The 17,111-nt window shown below is 63.2% G+C and carries 14 protein-coding genes; 12 read left to right on the plus strand and 2 right to left on the minus strand.

Annotated elements, in window-relative coordinates:
* Positions 1-38: 38 nt before the first annotated feature.
* Both BMX61_RS12085 and BMX61_RS12090 read left to right on the plus strand, forming a co-directional pair.
* Entirely contained in the window at positions 39-491 is a 453-nt protein-coding gene (locus BMX61_RS12085) for a hypothetical protein (protein WP_075629591.1), read from the plus strand.
* A 250-nt stretch (positions 492-741) separates the two neighbouring features.
* A complete protein-coding gene (locus tag BMX61_RS12090; RefSeq protein ID WP_075629590.1) occupies positions 742-1,434 on the plus strand; it encodes a response regulator in 693 nt (230 codons plus the stop codon).
* A gap of 57 nt (positions 1,435-1,491) precedes the next feature.
* Here BMX61_RS12090 and BMX61_RS12095 read toward each other — a convergent pair whose 3' ends face one another.
* Positions 1,492-5,025, minus strand: coding sequence for a hybrid sensor histidine kinase/response regulator (locus BMX61_RS12095; RefSeq protein WP_075629472.1), 3,534 nt, complete (start codon positions 5,023-5,025; stop codon positions 1,492-1,494).
* Positions 5,026-5,379: 354 nt separating this feature from the next.
* Here BMX61_RS12095 and mscL point away from each other — a divergent pair, with 354 nt between their 5' ends.
* The 9 genes from mscL to BMX61_RS12140 all read left to right on the plus strand — a co-directional run bounded on the left by mscL (position 5,380) and on the right by BMX61_RS12140 (position 15,153).
* Positions 5,380-5,829 (plus strand): large conductance mechanosensitive channel protein MscL, encoded by a 450-nt coding sequence (gene mscL / locus BMX61_RS12100; protein ID WP_075629471.1) that lies wholly within the window; start codon positions 5,380-5,382, stop codon positions 5,827-5,829.
* Between the two features lie 154 nt (positions 5,830-5,983).
* Entirely contained in the window at positions 5,984-7,150 is a 1,167-nt protein-coding gene (locus tag BMX61_RS12105) for a pyridoxal phosphate-dependent aminotransferase (protein WP_075629470.1), read from the plus strand.
* Between the two features lie 100 nt (positions 7,151-7,250).
* Positions 7,251-8,246 carry a UDP-glucose 4-epimerase GalE gene (gene galE / locus BMX61_RS12110; RefSeq protein ID WP_075629469.1) on the plus strand — a complete coding sequence of 332 codons (996 nt, stop codon included), beginning with the start codon at positions 7,251-7,253 and terminating at the stop codon, positions 8,244-8,246.
* A gap of 314 nt (positions 8,247-8,560) precedes the next feature.
* A complete protein-coding gene (locus tag BMX61_RS12115) occupies positions 8,561-10,246 on the plus strand; it encodes an O-linked N-acetylglucosamine transferase family protein (RefSeq protein ID WP_075629468.1) in 1,686 nt (561 codons plus the stop codon).
* A 53-nt stretch (positions 10,247-10,299) separates the two neighbouring features.
* Positions 10,300-11,325 (plus strand): glycosyltransferase family protein, encoded by a 1,026-nt coding sequence (locus BMX61_RS12120; protein ID WP_075629467.1) that lies wholly within the window; start codon positions 10,300-10,302, stop codon positions 11,323-11,325.
* A 181-nt stretch (positions 11,326-11,506) separates the two neighbouring features.
* On the plus strand, positions 11,507-12,277 hold the full coding sequence (gene rfbF / locus BMX61_RS12125; protein WP_075629466.1) for a glucose-1-phosphate cytidylyltransferase: 771 nt from the start codon (positions 11,507-11,509) through the stop codon (positions 12,275-12,277).
* 1 nt (position 12,278) lies between these two features.
* Positions 12,279-13,364, plus strand: coding sequence for a CDP-glucose 4,6-dehydratase (rfbG, locus tag BMX61_RS12130; protein ID WP_075629465.1), 1,086 nt, complete (start codon positions 12,279-12,281; stop codon positions 13,362-13,364).
* Positions 13,364-13,927 carry a dTDP-4-dehydrorhamnose 3,5-epimerase family protein gene (locus BMX61_RS12135; RefSeq protein ID WP_075629464.1) on the plus strand — a complete coding sequence of 188 codons (564 nt, stop codon included), beginning with the start codon at positions 13,364-13,366 and terminating at the stop codon, positions 13,925-13,927. The genes rfbG and BMX61_RS12135 overlap by 1 nt, the downstream gene beginning before the upstream one ends.
* A complete protein-coding gene (locus tag BMX61_RS12140; protein WP_075629463.1) occupies positions 13,924-15,153 on the plus strand; it encodes a class I SAM-dependent methyltransferase in 1,230 nt (409 codons plus the stop codon). The genes BMX61_RS12135 and BMX61_RS12140 overlap by 4 nt, the downstream gene beginning before the upstream one ends.
* Before the next feature lie 213 nt (positions 15,154-15,366).
* On the opposite strand, the gene BMX61_RS12145 is transcribed toward BMX61_RS12140, so the two are convergent.
* A complete protein-coding gene (locus BMX61_RS12145; RefSeq protein WP_075629462.1) occupies positions 15,367-15,669 on the minus strand; it encodes a chorismate mutase family protein in 303 nt (100 codons plus the stop codon).
* 201 nt (positions 15,670-15,870) lie between these two features.
* Between BMX61_RS12145 and BMX61_RS12150 the strand changes: the two genes are divergently transcribed.
* Complete coding sequence (locus BMX61_RS12150) at positions 15,871-17,094, plus strand: glycosyltransferase family 2 protein (protein ID WP_075629461.1); 1,224 nt, start codon at positions 15,871-15,873, stop codon at positions 17,092-17,094.
* Positions 17,095-17,111: the final 17 nt, after the last annotated feature.

Genomic DNA, 17,111 nt, shown 5'->3' on the forward strand with positions numbered 1-17,111 from the left:
TCCTGCGGCGCTTGGCCCTGACATGAATGGAGATTGCCATGGACAAACCCTTTCCGCTGCTGGGTCTTGCGGCGTTCGTCTGGATGGCCGGCACGCCGGTGAAGGCCGAGGAGCCCGCACCCGGACGCTACGTGATGGAACGCAGCGAGCATGGCCTCATCCGGCTGGATACCGCCACGGGCGAAGTCTCGCTCTGCCGGGAAAGCGGCGAAACCGTCGCCTGCCGCATGGCGGCCGACGAGCGCGCCGCCTTCGAACGCGAACTCGATGACCTCACGCGCCGTGTCGATGCGCTGGAAAAAGCCAGAAATCTCGCGCCAGCGCCGCGTCCATCGGCAAATCTGCCCACAGATGAGGAGATTGACCGCAGCATCGGCATCATGGAAAGATGGATGCGCAGCTTTTTCGACATGGTCCATTCCTTCGAAAACAAGCAGAGCACGCCACCGGCCGGGGAGGGGCGGGAGCGTGCGGAGCCCGACAAGACCTGAGGCCTCGATCCGGGGATATGCGGCAGGCGCGGCTGTCCCTGGAATGGCTGGGACCTTTCGCTTTGCCGCGCGCCGTGCAGGCGTTGCGGTTGGAGGGGCCTGCAGGAGGTGCGCGGCGAGGCCTTGCTTGGGTGAAGCTGGCGCGCAAGCGCTCCGGCTGCAAAGAAGCGATCGGCTGCGGCGTGAGGCGCCGCGCCAGGCACATGGCTCGGGGAGGAGCGACATGAGCATGTCCACGATGCAGGCGGGGATGAGGCACGCCCTTTGTCGCGAGGATCCCGATCCGGTGGCCGTCAGAGCGACAATCATCATCGCGGATGATCATCCGCTGTTTCGAGGTGCGATGGCCCAGGCGCTTGCCGCCGAGAACGGCCCCGTCATCATCGAGGCGCAGGACTTCGCCTCGCTCAGGCATGCCGTGGCCGAGACGCCGGAGGCTGACCTGCTCCTCCTCGATCTGACGATGCCAGGCGTCAGCGGCTTTTCCGGCTTGATGAGCCTCAGGGTGGAACATCCGGCCCTGCCGGTCATGGTCGTCTCCGCCCATGACGATCCCGCGACGATCCAGCGCGCGCTCGATCTCGGCGCCTGCGGCTTCCTGTCGAAGTCGGCCGGTCTGGATGAGATCCGCGCGGCGATCGGGACGGTGTTGGACGGCGGGATCTTTATGCCTCCGGGCTTTATCCCAGGCGCCGGCGTAGACCCTGAGAACCAGACGCTGCTTCAGCGTCTGCAATCCCTCACCCCGCAGCAGGCGCGCGTCCTGTCCATGCTGGCCGAGGGGTTACTCAACAAACAGATCGCCTATGAGCTCGGTGTCTCCGAGGCGACGATCAAGGCGCATGTCTCCGCCATCCTCCTCAAGCTGCATGTCGACAGCCGCACCCAGGCCGTGATCCATTACGGCAGGATCTTGGAGCGGGAGCCGGAACGGAAAGTCTAGGCGATTTCGACCTCTTGACGCGCCGACAAAGGGCGCTGGAGCATCGAGAGGGCAGCGTCATTCCGCCGCCAGTCTTGCTGCGGGCGCGAAGCGTGTCAGCCAGGCACGCAAGGAGGCGGGGCGCACGGGCTTGTTGTGCAAAGTCACGCCCGCCGTTTCGGCCGCCGCACGCAGCTCCGGCGAGCGATCGGCCGTGACCAGAAGCGCCGGCAGGGTTCGGCCAAGATGCGCCTGCAGCCTGTCGATCGCCTCCAGCCCCGTTCCCTCGTCCAGATGATAGTCGGCGATCAGGATGTCAGGCCCGTCGCCCCGCATCGGGGAGGTGCCGGCGAGCCAGCTTTGCGCTTGCGCGGCCGTTTCCACCTGGCAGCCCCAGCCGGACAGAAGCGTCGCCATGCCCGCCAGAATCTGCGGCTCGTTGTCGAGGCACAGCACCTTCAAGCCGGAGAGCGGCGTCGGCATGGCGGCAGGAGGCGGCACGACCTGTGGGCGGCCTGGCCGCGACGCCATCGCCGCGAGCGGCAGCCGCACGCGAAAGCGCGTTCCACGTCCGGGCGTCGACTGAAGCGAAACCTCATGTGCCAGCACGCGAGCGATCCGGTCGACGATCGACAGGCCAAGGCCCAACCCGCTGGCCGTGCGCGCGCCTTCAGTAAGCCGGGTAAATTCCTTGAACACGGTGCGGTGTTTCGAGGCAGGAATGCCGATGCCGCTGTCCAGCACCTGGATCAAGGCCTCGCCGCCGCGCCGCTGCACGCCAACCAGAACCGTACCCGTCGGCGTGTATTTGATGGCATTGGATACGAGGTTCTGCACCAGACGGCGAAGCAGATTGGGATCGCTGCGCACGGTCAGACTGCTTGGCAGGACACGCAGCGTCAGCCCCTTGGCGCGGGCCAGCGGCTGAAAGTCGGTCTCGATCCGCCGCAGGAAGTCGCCGAGTGGCACCGGCTGCAGCCGGGGCTTCATCGCGCCGGTATCCAGTCGCGAGAGATCGAGCACCGCACCGAGGATCGCCTCGACCGATTCCAGCGCCGAATCGATATTGAGCACCAGGTCCCGGTCGGGCGAGGCGCCCAGCCGCTCCACCAGCGAGGAAGAATAGAGCCGGGCGGCGTTCAAAGGCTGGAGAATGTCATGGCCGGCCGCGGCAAAGAAACGGGTTTTGCCGATATTGGCATCCTCGGCCTGTTGACGTGCCTCGGCCAGCGCATGGTTGACATGCATGAGCTCGGCCGTGCGCTCGCTCACCCGCAGCTCCAGCGTCTCATTGGCCTGCTTCAGTGCGAGGTCTGCGGCCACCCGGGCGGTGATGTCGCTATAGGTCGTGACGATTCCGCGATCGGGCATGGCATTGCTGCGCACCTCGATCATCCGTTGCCCGCCGCGCAGGGTGAGCACGACGGGCGTATCGAGCCTGAGAAAGGCGGCAGCCGTTGCTGCCTCGTCGCCGGCGGCCACATCGCCCCGCGCCGCGAGCATGGCGACGATCTCCGACAGGGGCATGCCGACCCGGCCGGCGCTCTCCGGCAGATCGAGAAGATCGCGGAAGCGGCGGTTCCAGATGCTGAGCTGGTGCGTGCTGTCGAAGACGGCAATGCCTTGGTCCATCTGCGAAAGCGCGGTCTGCAGCATGCCTTGATTGTGCTGCAGCGCTTCGCTCGCCTGGTCCAGAAGCCAGGCGGCATCGGGTGAGGCATCGTCTGCCCTTTGCAAGACCAGCGACAGCACCAGCCGCGCCGAGGCCGAACCGATGGCCGAGCCCAGCAACTGCTCGGAAAAGTGCAGGAGCGCCATGTCGGCCGCGTCGGCATCGCGGATCGCCCGTCCAGTCTGGCGTTCCTGCGCGCGGAAGGACCGCTGGGTGCGCTCATCCCCGAGATAGCGGGCGACGGTGCTCTTCAGTTCGGCCACGGTGACCTTGGTCTTGCGGCCGCGAAAGGCGCGTTCGCTGCGCGACCGGCGGCGGATGAAAATGCTGGCCTGCAACCGCTCCAGAGGACGCGGCGCGCGTGAGAGCGAGAAGGCCACATAGGCGATGGTGTTGACCAGCAGGCTGAGCATGGTCGCGTTGACCAGCGGATCGGCCTCCGGCCCGGCAAACAGCGCGCCGAAGGGAAAGAGAAAGCCGAGCACGCTTTCGGCCAGCGCCGAATTGTCGGGCCCGCCAAGGCTCGGCAGGAAAAGGAGGTAGGCCCAGGTGAGGAAGCCGAGCCCCATGCCGGCCAGCGCCCCGCGCGCATTGGCCTGGCGCCAGACGAGCCCGCCGAACAGGGCAGGCGCCATTTGCGAAATGGCGGCGAAGGACAGGAGCCCCAGCGAGGCAAGGCCGGCGCTCATGTCTGCGGCGCGATAATAGGCATAGGCGAGCATCAGCACGACGAAGATCGCGGTGCGCCGGACTTTGAGAAGCAGGGCTGCCAGATCCTCCGTGGCGCGGCCACGCCCCATCAGGCTACGGCGCAGGAGCACGGGCAGAACGATGTCGTTCGACAGCATGATCGACAGCGCCACGGAGGCGACGATCACCATGGCCGTTGCCGCCGAAAAGCCGCCGATAAAGGTGACCAGCGTGAAGAAGGGGTCACTGCCCGAAATCGGCAGCGTCAGAAGATAGAGATCGGGGACGCCGCCGCCGCCGAAATGGATGAGCCCGGCCAGCGCCACCGGCAGCACCATCAGGTTGATCGCCACCAGATAGAGCGGGAAGAGCACACCGGCGGTGCGCAGTTCGCCTTCCGTACGATTTTCCACGACGGTGACATGGAACTGGCGCGGCAGGAGAATGATGGCGAAGGCCGAGAGCACGATAACCAGCACCCAGCGCTTGACCGGTGTTTCATAGGAAAGCGCAGCCAGCGCCTGCGGCGTTTCCATCACACGGCTGGCAAGATCGGCCGGCCCTTCGAAGAGGATGAAGACGACATAAAGCCCTGCCGTGATCAGCGCCACGAGCTTGACCAGCGACTCCATGGCGATGGCGAGGATGAGCCCGTCCTGATGCTCCGTGGCATCGGTGTGGCGGGTGCCGAAGATCGCGGCGAAGAAAGCAAGGCAGAGGGTGACAAGCAATGGCAGTTCGATGATGCCGGCTGCCTGGCTAATGGCGATCGTTGCCGGGCCGCCGCCTTCCGGCACGGTCGCGACAATGGCTGCAACAGTGCCGGACACGGCTTTCAGCTGCATGGCGATATAGGGAATGGCGCCGATCAGCGAGATGATGGCCACCAGCGCAGCAACCGCCTGGTTCTTGCCGTAGCGTGCGGCAATGAAATCAGCGATCGAGGTGAGCTTTTCTGCCTTGGCGAGCGCGATGATCCGCCGGATGACGGGCAGGCCGAGCGTGAACATCAGGATCGGCCCAATATAGATGCCCAGATATTCGAAGCCCCGCTCGGCGGCGAGGCCGACGCCGCCGAAATAGGTCCAGGAGGTGCAGTAGATCGCGAGACTCAGCGCATAGACCAGCGGTCGTCCCCGGCCGGCCGGCATGCGGGCCTTGCGAGCGCGCCGGTCGCCATAGCTTGCCACCGCGAAAAGCAGCAGCAGATAGGCAAAGGCCACCGCGGCGATGATCGGTCCCGAAAGCATGCCCCCTCCATGGGTCTGGATGGAGCGCGATCATAGCCGAAGGGGCGACCGGGAGAAATCGCCTCGCTCTTGGTCTTAAGTTGAAGAGGCCGCGCACGTGATGATTGCTTGCAGGCCCTTGCCGCTCGTCGGTGCCTTTTCTTCCTGCAGGGTTGCGATAGATTGGATCTTGTCGCGCAACAGAGTGCAGCGGTTGTGTCGACGGATAGGAAAATGCAGAAATCAAGCGTGGGGCTGCGCAGGAAACACGCCACACTTGAGCATATGCACGCGGCGGTGACGGCGGCACGCGGGCACGAATGGGAGCGCCCCGGCCGCGTAAGCGCGGGGCAAGGGCACCAAGGAGAACGGGACATGTTGAACGAATTCAAGCAATTCATCGCGCGTGGCAATGTCATGGACCTTGCCGTCGGCGTCATCATCGGCGCCGCCTTCAGCAAGATCGTCGATTCCGTGGTCAACGATCTGGTCATGCCCGTGGTCGGCGCATTGACCGGCGGCGGCTTCGATTTTTCCAACTATTTCCTGCCGCTGTCCTCCAAGGTGACGGCATCGACCCTTGCCCAGGCCCGCGAGCAGGGCGCGGTCTTTGCCTATGGCAATTTCATCACCGTGCTTTTGAACTTCGTCATTCTCGCCTGGATCATCTTCCTGATCGTCAAGGGCGTGAATCGCCTGCGTGCGTCGGTCGAGCGTGATTCCAAATCCGGCAAGGCCGAGGCGGCACCGCCCCCGGCCGATGTGCAGCTCCTGACCGAGATCCGCGATCTGCTGAAGACCAGCGCGCGGCCGCAGACGCCGTAAACCTACCTGAAGGACCAAGCAGGGCCGATCGATCAATGCTGTCGATCGATGCTTAAGCCTTTCTCATGTGATCCTTGCCAGGGGAAGCGCTAAGACAAGACGATGTTCGAGCGCGCTTGCCGGCGCGCTTTCGCCTGTCTGCAGGAGCCTGTCCATGTCCTTTCTGTCCAGCGTCAGCCGGCGCGCCATTGCGTCTCCCGAGAGCGGCATCGTTGAGGTCGTCAACTATGCCCGTGGGCGCGAAGGGCTCATTCCGCTTTGGGTGGGCGAGGGCGATCAGCCGACCCCTGATTTCATCAGTGCCGCCGCGCATGAAAGCCTGGCGGCCGGCGAGACCTTTTACACTTGGCAGCGTGGCATCCCGCCTTTGCGTCAGGCGATTGCCGATTACCATGCCCGCCATTTCGGCGCGGCGCTGTCGCCCGACAACATTTATGTCACGGCGTCCGGCATGCAGGCGATCAAGATCGCGATCGAGGCGCTGAGCGAGCCGGGCGACGAGGTGATCTATCTGACGCCCACCTGGCCAAATTTCTCTGCCGCCGCCGCCGTTTCCGGCGCCGTGCCGCGCCCAGTGGAACTGGCCTTTGTCGATGGTGGCTGGCAGCTCGATCTCGATCGAGTTGAGCGGGCCATCACGCCGGCAAGCCGCATGCTCTTCATCAACACGCCGGGCAACCCGACCGGATGGACGGCGAGCCATGCAGACCTGAAGACCCTGCTCGATCTGGCCCGTCGCCACGGCCTTTGGATCGTCGCCGACGAGATCTATGCCCGCTACACCTATAAGGAGACGCGGGCACCTTCCTTCCTTGACGTGATGGAGGCGGATGACCGCATTCTCTTCGTCAATTCCTTTTCCAAGAACTGGGCGATGACCGGCTGGCGCGTCGGCTGGATCGTCGCGCCGGCGGAGCTTGGCCAGGTTCTGGAAAACCTCATCCAATATTCGACCTCGGGCGTGGCGCAGTTCATCCAGGCCGGTGCGGTGGTGGCAATGGAAGCCGGCGACGAGCTGGTGGCGCGCAACATCGCCCAGGCACGCCAGGCGCGCGACGTGTTTCTCGATGCCCTGATCGCCACCAACCGCGTGGAAACGCGCAAGCCCGACGGGGCGATCTACGCCTTCCTGAAGATCGACGGCCTTGCCGATGTCCGTGCCGCCGCCATCGACATCGTCGACCGGACCGGCGTCGGTCTTGCGCCTGGCACGGCCTTCGGTCCCGGCGGCGCAGGCTTCATGCGCGCCTGTTTCCTGCGCGACCCGCGGCAGATGCAGGAAGCCGCCGCACGCCTCAGCGACTATATTTTGCGGCTCTGACAGGGATTCTGCGTCGGCCCTCTCTTATTTTTCTCTTGTGCGATGCACCACGACAGGGTCTATATCGCGCCGACGAACAAGGCGACCAAAGAGGGCAGACATGGCAGTTCTGGTGACGGGCGGCGGCGGTTACATCGGCAGCCACATGGTGTGGGCGCTTCTGGATGCCGGTGAAGACGTCGTCGTCATCGATCGGCTGTCGACCGGTTTTCGTTGGGCCATCGCGCCGGAAGCCCGCTTCTATGAGGGCGATATCGCCGATGCGGATCTGCTGCGCCGCATCGTCTCGGAAAACAAGGTGGATGCGATCATCCATTTTGCCGGCTCGATCGTCGTTCCGGAGTCGGTCTCCGATCCCCTTGGCTATTACGAGAACAATACGGTCAAGTCGCGCAGCCTGATCGCCAGTGCGGTCGAGGCCGGCATTCCGCATTTCGTCTTCTCCTCCACCGCCGCTGTCTATGGCACGCCTTCCGTGCTCGAGCCGGTGACGGAAGACCTGCCGTTGCGGCCGGAATCGCCCTATGGCTCGTCCAAGCTGATGACCGAGATCATGCTGAAGGACACGGCCGCCGCGCATGACCTGACCTATACCGCGCTGCGTTACTTCAACGTCGCCGGCGCCGATCCGAAAGGCCGCAGCGGCCAGTCATCCGCGCTCGCCACCCATCTGATCAAGGTCGCCTGCGGCACCGCGCTGGGCAAGCGCGCCTCGATGAGCGTCTTCGGCACCGACTATCAGACGCCCGACGGCACCTGCGTGCGCGATTACATCCATGTTTGGGATCTGGTTCAGGCCCATCTAAAGGCTCTGCAGCGCATGCGGGCCGGCGGTGGTTCACTGGCTGCCAACTGCGGCTACGGACACGGCTATTCGGTGCTCGAAGTGCTGGACGCCGTGCGCAAGGTGCATGGCAGCGACTTCCCCGTCACCTTTGCCGAGCGCCGCCCCGGCGACCCGGCCATGATTGTCGCCAATCCGGCGCTGGCGATGAAGGAACTGGCCTGGACACCCGAACTCGACGATCTCGAAGGCATCATCGCCAGCGCGCTCGACTGGGAGCGGCATCTGATGCGCAAGAACAGCGCGAGCTGACTACAGTCCTGACTTGATCAAGAGCGCGCGGCCTTGCTCACAAGGCCGCGTTTTTTGTGCGCGCTCTGCACTTGAGACCAAGGCCGTCTGATCGAAAATGGACGCCACCATCACGCGCAGCACACTTTGCCGCCGCGATCTTTGCCATGAGCGTTTACAGCCCGGCGTAAGTCTCTCTGGCTAAATCAGCAGGGCGGAACGTTTGGCGCGACCTGTCTTTCGTCCCACTTTTTCCATGTCAGGCACGCCAGAGAGGTCTGCGCAGCGATCCGGCATGGAAGATGCGACGTCTTCAAGGTCACGAGAGCCACCTCATGTCGCCTGCCCTGCAGAAAGCCTTCGAGCAATACAGACAGGACCGCCCCGCCCAGGCCCTCGTCACGCTTCAACCTCTTCTGGTTCCGACGGCACAGGTCGATCTGCAAGTTCTGCTGCTAGCGGGCCAGTGCTCGATGAAAACAGGCGAAGACTTGAGGGCGGCCAACTATTTCCTGCGCGCAGCAGCATTTAGTGGGACATCCGAAGAGACATTGCGCACCCTTGCCAAGAGTCTGGCGCGAAACGCGAAGGAGGGCGGGGCGCTCGTTGCGCAGACACGCAAGGCCGCGCGTGCCGGGGCCTTCGATCCAGAAGCCGAGGCCGCGTATCGCGCCAGCCTGCGCCATGTCGCGTTGGTCGAGGAAATGCTTGTCGAAAACCAGCGCCTGCGAGACCAGATGGCGCATCGGGGCAATGCTGCGGCCTTCGCGGTCGATCACCCCCGCGATCACCTGCTCTGGAGTCGCGATGAAGATCTCAATGCGCGGCAGATGCGGATCGATACCGAGATCGCCATGACACCACAGGCGCGCGCGGCGCGCCATGCCCTACGCCGCGGTGCCGAGGGTCCTGTTCGCCTTGGCTATCTCCTGGCCGCGCTTGACCATGCGCCCGATATGCCCCGTCTTCTTCTGCCGATCCTGGCCGCCCATGATAAGGCGTCGTTTCACTTGGTGCTCATCTGCCAGAACCGCGCCGATGCCGCGCAGCTCAAGAAGCAGAGCAAGGCGCTATCGGGAGTCGACACGGTCCCGCTGGATGGTCTTGACGATGACGCGGCAGCAAAACACCTGCGAGCCCTCGATCTCGACGTGCTCATCGATCTCAGCGGTCACGGCCAAGGGGGCCGGCCCGGCATTCTCAATAGCGGCGTGGCGCCGGTGCAAGCAATCTGGTGTGGGGCGCCCTGTCCCTCGATTGGGATCGATTGTGACTATGTGATCGCGGATGCCGTCGCACTGCCGCCCGGCAGCGAGGCAGACTACCGGGAGCAATTCTGCCTGCTACCGGAAACCTTCATCGCTGCGGAGCCGACGTCCGCTTCGCGTCAATCGGCATCTCGTCCGCTGCTGCCGGATGGCGCTGTTCTCTTCGGCGCCTTCGGCCCTGCCGAACGCTTTACCCCGCAAACGCTGACGCTCTGGCGCAGCCTGCTCCAGCGTCTCGAAAACGGCTTCCTCTGGCTCGATCCACAGCACCCTTTCGCCGAATTCAACCTGTTCGACTTCATGGAGGCCGGCGGTGTCGGCCGCCGCATCATCTTCGCGCAGGACGCCAGCACGTCCGCGCGCAGAGCGCGCTGCGCCGCTGCGGATATCGGGCTGGACAGCACACCTTGCGGAGGCTTTGCCGAAACTCTCGACATGCTCTGCGCCGGGGTGCCTGTGGTCACGTTGGTTGGCTCGACTTTCGCCTCACGCCGGGGTGCCAGTCTGCTGTGCGCGGCCGGACAGACGAACGGTCTCGCCCGCGACGAGGATGATTATCTCACACGGGCGCTTGATCTTGCAGAAGGCATCATGGAGCGACGAGGCGCGCAGATAAGCGCCCCGACGGCAGCCTCTGCGCCGCTGTTCGATCCGGCCCGCTTTGTCGTGCATCTTCAAAAAGCCATCCACTCCATGGCCGAGCGGGCGCGCTCCGGTGTCGAGCCGCAGCATCTGCGCATCGATGTCCTGTGATCGGCGAATCCATGCCGCCATCTCCCGTCGTCGCCAAAAGGAACCTGACAGACATGGCACTTCTGTCTCTCTGCATGCCGAGCAACCGATCCTTCGCCCGGTCCTATAGCTCGATCGAGACCGCTCTGATCTTCGCGGAAAAATATGGGTGCCGGCTGATCGTGTCCGACAATTCGGAGGATTCCGAGAAGCGGGATTATTGGATCGACCGCTCGACGCATCTCATCTATCTGACGCCCGGCGCTTGCGATGTCGACAGCAATGTCCGCAATACGCTGACCCATGTCGATACGCCTTTCCTGATGATGCTGGGCGATGACGACGAGATCTTCTTGCGGGACGACGTGATGCCGATCGATCTGGCGCGGCTTCCGGCCAATGTCGTCGGTGTCCGCCCACAGACTTTCCTCTGGACGGTGCCCGACGGCATCCGGCAAAGCGAGTCCTTCGAAATTCTCTCGGAGGGCAGTGAAGGCCGCTTTCGTGAGTACAACGTCAAGGCGATGGGCAATAATACGATATATTACTCGATTATCCGATCCAATGCGCTAAGGGATATCTTGAATATATTCACGAAGCATCCAGCTCAAGGTGGTTACATTGACTGGGCGATCGTCTTCACGCTTCTTGCAGTGGGAAAAATGGTGTTCGATCCAGCCATTCTCTTCCGATACGACTGGGAGCGATGGTCAACGGTCGAGGGGATCGAGCAGGCGAATAAGTCGCTATTCACTGCGGCCGGCCTGACGAATGTCGATGACGTTTTTGAACCCTTGTTGAGGTTCATGGACATTCACTGCTTCCTGCAGCTCGCATCTCTCGAAATCTCGCCGGCTGACCGGGAAGCAGCGCTGAACGCCAACAGCCGCATGTGTTTCTGCGCCTTCGCGCAACGCATGGAGCAGAAGCTGGATCTGATGACCAATCCGATGGCGCCCATCATCCTGGCCGTCACCCATATGCCGGACGCTGATGTCGCCTTTGACGTCGCGTGTGACTTCCTCGATGCCTGCGACCTCGGCAAGGCCCGGCTTGGCAGCGACTACCGCACCTATCTCGAACGGGTGCAGGAAGCATGACGGCAAACCTCGTTCCCATCGTCCCTTGCCCTCAAGGGGGCGTCTTCACCAGCCTCAAGACAGGTTCATCGCCTAGTTTTGACATTGATATGAACACGAGATCCGACACGTGCCGCATAGCGACGGGAGCGCCCCATCAGACGGCGCGGTCCAGCGGCGCAAACTTCAAGGAGGGGCGCCGATGAAGGCGGTGATTCTCGCCGGCGGGCTCGGCTCGCGCATTGCCGAGGAGACGCATCTGCGTCCCAAGCCGATGGTCGAGATCGGCGGACGGCCGGTCCTCTGGCACATCATGAAGATCTACTATGCCCATGGGATCCGCGACTTCATCATCTGCTGCGGTTTCAAGGGCTATGTGATCAAGGAATATTTCGCCAATTACGGTCTGCATATGTCGGACATCACCTTCGACTTTGGCGAAAGCAGCATGAAGTTCCACCGCAAGAGCGCCGAGGACTGGCGCGTGACGCTGGTGGATACCGGCGAGACCTCGCTGACCGGCGGCCGCCTGAAGCGGCTCGAGAAATATCTGAAGGATGAGGACGCCTTCTGCTTCACCTATGGGGACGGCGTCAGCAGCATCGACATCACCAAGCTGATCGCCTTTCACAAGGCGCACGGACGTAAGGCAACGGTTACGGCGGTTCGCCCGCCGGCCCGCTATGGCGCGCTGCAGCTCGATGGCGATCAGGTCCAGGGCTTCATCGAGAAGCCGGAGGGCGAGGGTGGTTTCATCAATGGCGGCTTCTTCGTCCTTTCGCCTGACGTCCTCGGCAAGATCGAGGGCGATCAAACGAGTTGGGAAGCCGACCCGCTGATGCAGCTGGCGGCGGAAGGCGAGTTGCGCGCCTTCTTTCATGAGGGGTTCTGGCAGCCGATGGATACGCTGCGCGACAAGAACCATCTCGAAAGCCTGTGGCAAGGCGGGACACCGCCGTGGAAGGTGTGGTAATATGCAGGGAAATTTCTGGCAGGGTAAACGCGTCCTGGTTACCGGTCATACCGGCTTCAAGGGAAGCTGGTTGTCCCTGTGGCTGAAGGAACTGGGCGCGGAGGTCACGGGCCTTGCGCTGGCGCCGCAGACCGAGCCGTCGCTCCATGGTCTGCTGGGCGCGTCGGTCGAAGGGCCTGATATCCTTGATATTCGCGACCGCGAGGCCGTTCTGGCGCATGTCCTGCGCAGCCGGCCGGAGATCGTCTTTCATTTGGCGGCCCAGGCTCTGGTGCGCGCCGGCTATCGCGATCCGCTCGCCACCTTCGAAATCAATGTGCGCGGCACGGCCAATCTGCTCGACGCGCTGCGCGCCTGCGAGGATGTGCGAGCCGTCGTGGTCGTGACGACCGACAAGGTCTATCAGAACCCGGAAAACGGTCTCGCTTTCATGGAAAGCGATCCGCTCGGTGGCCATGATCCTTACAGCGCCAGCAAGGCGGCGGCCGAAATCGTTGCCGCCAGCTATCGCTCGGCCTATTTCGCCGGCCGTCATGTCGGCGTTGCCACGGCGCGGGCCGGCAATGTCATCGGCGGCGGCGACTGGGCGGAGGATCGTCTGATCCCCGATGCCGTCAGGGCCTGGCAGGCGGGCGCGGCGCTGCACGTGCGCCGGCCCAAGGCCATTCGCCCTTGGCAGCATGTGCTCGAGCCGCTTGGCGGCTATCTCGGGCTGGCGCGCCGCCTCTTCGAAGCGCCCCAGGGCGTGGAAGCTTTCAATTTTGGTCCCAATCACGGTGATGCCGCCTCGGTCGGCACCGTGCTGCGGCTTGCCGAGCGTCACTATGGCGGCACCGGCGGCGGTGTCATTCTGGGCGACGGCACGGAAGGCCCGCACGAGGCCGGCTATCTCGTGCTCGACAGCAGCCGCGCCCGCAGCGAACTCGGTTACTACCCGCGCTGGGGCCTGACGGAGACCGTGCGTCGCACCATGCAATGGTATCGCGCGCAGCAGGAGGGCATGGATGTGAGAACGCTTTGCCTGACCGATATCCGCGACTTCATCGGCGCGGAATCACAGGGCGAGCAGGAACGGCTGGTCGGCTGATGGACAAGCGGTTCGAGATCGAGGAGACGCCGCTTACCGGCCTGCTGCTCGTCAAGCGCTGCCCGATGGCCGATGCACGTGGCAGCTTCGCCCGTCTCTTTTGCGCCGAAGAGCTTTCCGCGCTCGGCTGGAAGGCGCCGGTGGCGCAGATCAACGAGAGCCGGACGCGCCTGAAGGGCACGGTCCGTGGCCTGCATTACCAAAAGCCACCCTTTGCGGAGATGAAGCTCGTCTCCTGCATCGAAGGCGCGATCCTCGACGTGGCGGTCGATCTGCGTCCGCAGTCGCCAACCTACGGCCAGCATTATGCTGCGGAACTCTCCGCCGAGAATGCGGGCGCATTGATGATTCCCGAGGGCTTTGCCCATGGGTTCCAGGCGCTGAGCGACGATGTCCGGATGATCTACGTTCACTCAGCGCTCTATGCCGCCGAGGCCGAGGCCGGCATCGACGCCACCGATCCGACGCTGTCGATCGCCTGGCCGCTGCCGGTCGCGCAGCGCTCGCCGCGCGATTGCGCACTTCCCCGCTTTTCTTCGTTCGACGAGAGGGTTTCCGCATGAAGTGCCGGCATTGCGGCAGCGAGCGGATGGTGCCGTTTCTGGATCTCGGCACCGCTCCGCCATCCAATTCCTATGTCGAGCCGAGCGCGCGCGCCGAACCCGAGCTCTGGTATCCGCTGGTCGTGCGCTGCTGCCAGGCCTGCCGCCTGGTCCAGACCGAGGATTTCGCCGCACGGGAAACTTTCTTCTCGCCGCATTATGCCTATTTCAGCGCGATCTCCTCGTCCTGGGTGGCGCATGCCGAGCGCTATGTGGCGGACATGCAAGCACGCTTCGGTTTAGGCCCCACGTCGCGCATCATCGAAATCGCCGCCAATGACGGCTACCTTCTGCAGCATGCCGTGGCCCGCAACATTCCATGCCTCGGCATCGAGCCGACCGCCAGCACGGCCGCCGCCGCTCGCGACAGGGGCATCGAGATCGTCGAGGATTTTTTCGGCGAGGCGCTGGGGGCCGAACTGGCCGCAAAAGGCGTCTCGGCCGATTTGACGGCGGCCAACAATGTTCTGGCCCATGTGCCCGATATCAATGATTTCGTGCGGGGCTTTGCCCGGCTTCTAAAGCCGCAGGGCGTGGCCACTTTCGAGTTCCCGCATCTCCTCAACATGGTGCGCGAAGGACAATTCGATACCGCCTATCACGAGCATTATTCCTATCTCTCGCTGATCGCGGTCGAGCGGATCTTCAGCGAAAACGGCCTGACGGTCTTCGACGTCGCGACGACGCCCTGGCATGGTGGCAGCCTGCGCGTCTTTGCCATGCGCAGCGACACGGGCGCGCATGCCATAACGCCGGCCGTGGCCGATATGCTGGATGCCGAGACGGCGGCGGGCATGCGCGAGGACGGCTTCTATACGCGCTTCCAGGAGACGGCGGCGCAGGTGCGCGACGGCTTCGTCGACTTTCTGATCGATTGCCGCCGGCAGGGACTGAAGGTCGCCGCTTACGGCGCGGCTGCCAAGGGCAATACGCTCCTGAATTTCTCAGGCATCAAGCCGGATCTCCTGTCCTTCGTCGTGGACAAGAATCCGGCCAAGCAAGGGCTGCTTCTTCCGGGCAGCCGCATTCCCATCGTCACCGAGGAGAGGCTTCGCACGGAGAAGCCGGAAAGAGTTGTGATCCTGCCATGGAATCTTCGAACCGAAATCATGCAGCAGCTTCAATATATAACCGATTGGGGTGGGAAGTTCGTGACGGCGGTGCCGAGCCTGACGGTGCATTCCTGAAGCCCGAGAAGGCCGAAAAGGCGGATCTGAGCCGCGTGCTGCCAGAGCTGCCGGTCGAGCCCGTGCTCATCGCGCCGATCGTCCGGAAGCGGTAGGGTCCAGCCCTATGGCAGCGGCCTTGCGGCCAGCGCCCTGCATAAAACCGAAGCGGACGACACCTTGCGACCGTCACAGACCTCTCGCCGCTTGACGTCTTCAGCCCGCTGGCATGTCTTATTCGTCCCTTTCGCCTAAGGCCGCGCGCTCATGCGCGATGGCGTGGCGGATCAGCTTTTCCCAGATCATGTCGTAAAAATCCGGATCGAGCCCGTGGCGCTCGGCATTGGCGCGCGCATTGCGCCGCACTTCGTCGACGCGGGCGGGAATGTCCGCCTTGAGGCCAATCTCGCGCTTGATTTCGGCTGCGCGACCAATATAGCCCCATCGCTCGCTGAACAGGCGCATCAGCGCCTCATCGATGCGGTCGATCTCCTGTCGGATTTCCGGCATGGTCCGGCATTCGGCTGGTGTTTTCATCGGGGTCTCCGGATCGTTCGGGCCCTCATATGCGCCGCACAACAGCCGGCGGCAAGCCTCTCCCGCACCCTCTGCCCGGCTGAACCGCGACAAAAACGCTTCGTGAGATCTTTCGCATAAAAGGGCCGGCGTTCGCCCATCCGGCAAGCCTCGCAAAAGCCCTCACCTCTAGTCTGCCTGCAAACGTTCAAGAGGATCTCCATGTTTCCCAGGCCGAAACTGACTGTCTGCGTGCCGTCGCGAAATCGCCAGCGCACGTTCAAGGAGACGATCCGTGCGCTTCTGCTGCGCCCCCGCATCGATGTGCAGTTCGTCTTCGCCGACAATTCCGACGATGCATCGATCATGGACGACTTCATGGCCGACCATCTGGCCGATCCGCGCGTCGTCTATCTGCGATCCCAGGACACTGCTCTGTCGATGGTCGACAACTGGAACCGGTGCGTCGAGGCGGCAGAAGGCGAATTCGTCTGCATGATCGGCGATGACGACTATGTCGACGTCAACATGATCGATACGATCAACCGCATCCAGGAACAGGATCCGACACTGGACGCCTTCTGCTGGAACCGCCTTACGTATAATTGGCCCGGCATGCCGCGGCCGCCTTCCAACGTGCATATCAAGCTCGAGCCGGAGATCCGCAAGATTGCACGCGGCGTTCTCTATGCTGAATTCTTCGGCTGGCGCGCGCTGCCGTCGAGCGCCCGCATTCCCATGGGCTTCTATCATGGTGCCATCTCCATGGCGCTGATGGACAGCTTCAAGGAACGCTTCGGCAGCTATTGTTCCCATCCGACTGTCGATTTCGACAATGTCTGCAAGGTCGTCTCTTCGGCCAATGGGCTGTATTTCTCCTCGCGCCCCTTCTCGGTGATGGGCGCCTGCGCGGAAAGCAACTCAGCGGCCATCTATAACTCTGAGGGCCATGCCCGCGCGCATGCGCAGTTCATGAAGGAACTCGGCCGGAACATGGACGAGGATCCCTACATGAAGCTGACGCCGTTCCGTTCGGAACATGGTCTAGCCGCTTCGATCCTGCAGGTGCAATTGTGGTTCACATCGACCTTTGGCTATCAGATGGTCGATGGCTGGGAGCAAGGCTTTGCCAAAGCCTGCGCCTTGAACGCCCAGTTCATGGACACCAAGGATAGCTACGACCGGACGATCAAGAATTATCGGCAGGCGTTGCGTAAATGGCATGGCGGCAAGTATCTTCCGTTCTTCAAGCCAGAGCCCTTTGTCGAGCGATACGGCACGAAGCTGTGGACCGGAATGATCGAAGGCGATCTGTTCATCCACGAGCGGATCGACTTTATTTCGACGCCGCGCGAGCTCTACGATTTCGTGGAGCAGATCGTAGCACGGCCTGAAGATCTGGTAATCGAGGATCACTCGGGCATGTGGCAGGCCAAGTCCGCCTGAGGCGGTTGCAGGCGGCC

The organism is Xaviernesmea oryzae (assembly GCF_900109605.1).
GTDB classification, from domain to species: domain Bacteria; phylum Pseudomonadota; class Alphaproteobacteria; order Rhizobiales; family Rhizobiaceae; genus Xaviernesmea; species Xaviernesmea oryzae.

Bases quoted from the DNA above. Each gene is read 5' to 3' on its own strand.
- BMX61_RS12085 (WP_075629591.1), top strand. From the start codon at position 39: ATGGACAAACCCTTTCCGCTGCTGGGTCTTGCGGCGTTCGTCTGGATG.
- BMX61_RS12090 (WP_075629590.1), top strand. From the start codon at position 742: ATGAGGCACGCCCTTTGTCGCGAGGATCCCGATCCGGTGGCCGTCAGA.
- BMX61_RS12095 (WP_075629472.1), bottom strand. From the start codon at position 5,025: ATGCTTTCGGGACCGATCATCGCCGCGGTGGCCTTTGCCTATCTGCTG.
- mscL (WP_075629471.1), top strand. From the start codon at position 5,380: ATGTTGAACGAATTCAAGCAATTCATCGCGCGTGGCAATGTCATGGAC.
- BMX61_RS12105 (WP_075629470.1), top strand. From the start codon at position 5,984: ATGTCCTTTCTGTCCAGCGTCAGCCGGCGCGCCATTGCGTCTCCCGAG.
- galE (WP_075629469.1), top strand. From the start codon at position 7,251: ATGGCAGTTCTGGTGACGGGCGGCGGCGGTTACATCGGCAGCCACATG.
- BMX61_RS12115 (WP_075629468.1), top strand. From the start codon at position 8,561: ATGTCGCCTGCCCTGCAGAAAGCCTTCGAGCAATACAGACAGGACCGC.
- BMX61_RS12120 (WP_075629467.1), top strand. From the start codon at position 10,300: ATGGCACTTCTGTCTCTCTGCATGCCGAGCAACCGATCCTTCGCCCGG.
- rfbF (WP_075629466.1), top strand. From the start codon at position 11,507: ATGAAGGCGGTGATTCTCGCCGGCGGGCTCGGCTCGCGCATTGCCGAG.
- rfbG (WP_075629465.1), top strand. From the start codon at position 12,279: ATGCAGGGAAATTTCTGGCAGGGTAAACGCGTCCTGGTTACCGGTCAT.
- BMX61_RS12135 (WP_075629464.1), top strand. From the start codon at position 13,364: ATGGACAAGCGGTTCGAGATCGAGGAGACGCCGCTTACCGGCCTGCTG.
- BMX61_RS12140 (WP_075629463.1), top strand. From the start codon at position 13,924: ATGAAGTGCCGGCATTGCGGCAGCGAGCGGATGGTGCCGTTTCTGGAT.
- BMX61_RS12145 (WP_075629462.1), bottom strand. From the start codon at position 15,669: ATGAAAACACCAGCCGAATGCCGGACCATGCCGGAAATCCGACAGGAG.
- BMX61_RS12150 (WP_075629461.1), top strand. From the start codon at position 15,871: ATGTTTCCCAGGCCGAAACTGACTGTCTGCGTGCCGTCGCGAAATCGC.